Source organism: Streptomyces sp. yr375, assembly GCF_900110755.1.
Classification (GTDB): Bacteria; Actinomycetota; Actinomycetes; order Streptomycetales; family Streptomycetaceae; genus Streptomyces.
Window position 1 is genome coordinate 1 of sequence record NZ_FOFF01000111.1, and the last position, 2,022, is coordinate 2,022.

A 2,022-nucleotide genomic window follows, 5' to 3' on the forward strand; every position below is an offset into this window, starting at 1 on the left:
GAGCCGGAGCCGGAGCCGGAGCCGGAGCCGGAGCCGGAGCCGAGTCTGGTGCTGGTGACGTGTAGGCGGGGGTGCCAGCAGCACCGTAGGAGGGACTGCTCGGTGTCGGTTGAGGTGTCGGCGGCTCCTCGCGTTCCTCGTTTGGCGCCTGCTGTCCGTGGCCTGCTTCGTCTGGTCGCTTCGGGAGTGCAACAGGGGGTGTAGGCCAGGTCGGAGGCGGTGATATGGCTGGCGCGCCGTAGTCGGAGTCAGATGTGGGTTCATTGGATGTCTGCTCGTTCACTGCTTCTCCTGGAGTCGTGAGATTTAACTGGCCCTTGACCGGATTAGCTCAGATGCTGCGTGAAGGATGCCGGACCAGAAAGTTCCTCGATAATGTTGCCCACGCTGCCGATGGAATATTTTGGAGCGGCTGAGGCCGAGCCCGACTTTCGGTCTTGATTATCAGGGCAAGAGGAAGGTCCTGCAGTTTGAGTGGGTGTGGCCGTAGTGCTCTTTTCTGGAACCTCGAAGAAAGAGCGGTCCACAAGTCCCCAGTCGAGGCCGGGAACATGCAGCCAGGCAGGCTGGGTGAACTTCTTGGCCCTGGCGATGTTCTGTGCGAAATCCTCGGCGACGGTGCTGCCCGTCTCGAGCCCGCTCTGAAAGACGTCCTCATACACGCGTTGCGAGATGATCACCACCGTGTTCGTGCGCTTGGCCTTCGCGAGGAGATCCCGGAGAGTCTGGTCGTCGAGAAGGCGGTGAGTCTCGACCATGGGAACGCCGAGCCCGGAAGGGGGCAGCGGACCTACATGGACACTGACTCGCAGTTGCAGCGGGCTCTTACCGGGGTTCTGCCTTCTGTACTCGTGCAGAACATCACTGAGCGCTCCGGGGAAGCATCCCACCAGGGCTGGCAGCACCTCGGGGTCCAGACCTGCGACATACCCGTCACCCGTGTGCTGCGGGAAGGCCCGCTGTTCCCAGTGTGCGCTAAGGCCGGTGGCCGACAGGGCCTGCGCGAGCACTTGCTGGATGTCTGCGTTGATCTCCTGCATGCGTTTGCTGGTATGAGAGCTGAAGTCTTTGGCATCAACCGCAAGTACAGCCCGGTAGGGCCACAAGCGCTCCCATGAAGGTGCCATTGATGTGTCCTCCTCTTGTCAGGGTGGTCGAAGCCACTGTGGCGGTGAACGCGGCGGGGTACCGTCCAGCATTGGACGGTACGAAGGTGACGTGGGTCATGGCGAAGCTGTTCTGTGTTGTCACCCCTCGGACAGCTTGGTGAGGGCTGCGCTGTCCCTGACCACCAGTCGCTCCCGGCCCAGCTCGAGGACACGGGCATCATGAAGCTCTCGTAAGACGGCCATAGCTGACGAGCGGCTCATCGAAGCCATCGCTGCCAACTCGTCTCGGGACATCCCGAGCCGGAGGACGACCGTCCCGTCGTCCGCACTCTCGCCGACTTCCGTAGCCAGATACTCAATCACCCGGGCCATCCGGGCTTGCGGCGACAGCCTCGTCAACGCCGTGCGCAACTGCTCGTTCTCGTGCATGCGCTGAACAGTGAGCCGATACACGGTCGGGTTGAGGCCGTGGCGGTCGATGTATCCCCGAAACGCGTGTGCGGGAAGGACGTACCCGACGCATTCGGAGACCGACTTCACGGAGGCCGATCGAGGCTTGTCGAGGAGTACGCCGATCTCGCCCAAGACCTCGCCCTGGCCGCGCAGCGCTAGGGGGGTCTCTGTCCCGTCTCCCGCCAACTGGACGATCTTGACGATTCCGTCGGTCAGGGCGATGACGAAGTCAGGTGACTCTCCCTGGTGAAACAGCCATGTGGCTCGCGCGTAGCGGCGCCTCTGCCCTCGGTGCAGTAAGTCATTCCAGGCGGCATCCGATACCAGATGACGAAAATTCACTTCATCCCCCGAGGCGTCGCTCACCCTAAGAGCTGTCCCGTAACTGCTGGTCACGGATGAGATGATCTTGCCGTGTCTGGTGTGATCACGGCGTCGGAGCCGTCCTGGATAGCCCCGT

At 62.4% G+C, this 2,022-nt stretch carries 2 protein-coding genes; both read right to left on the bottom strand.

Annotated elements, in window-relative coordinates:
• Positions 1 to 326: 326 nt before the first annotated feature.
• Positions 327 to 1,040 (bottom strand): hypothetical protein, encoded by a 714-nt coding sequence (locus BMZ82_RS39025; RefSeq protein ID WP_093782111.1) that lies wholly within the window; start codon positions 1,038 to 1,040, stop codon positions 327 to 329.
• Positions 1,041 to 1,247: 207 nt separating this feature from the next.
• Positions 1,248 to 2,022: Crp/Fnr family transcriptional regulator (locus BMZ82_RS39030; protein WP_143099026.1), on the bottom strand; the 775-nt coding region annotated here is incomplete at its 5' end.

What these genes read in the sequence shown, in the direction of transcription:
- BMZ82_RS39025 (WP_093782111.1), bottom strand. Translation starts at nt 1,040, where the DNA reads ATGCAGGAGATCAACGCAGACATCCAGCAAGTGCTCGCGCAGGCCCTG.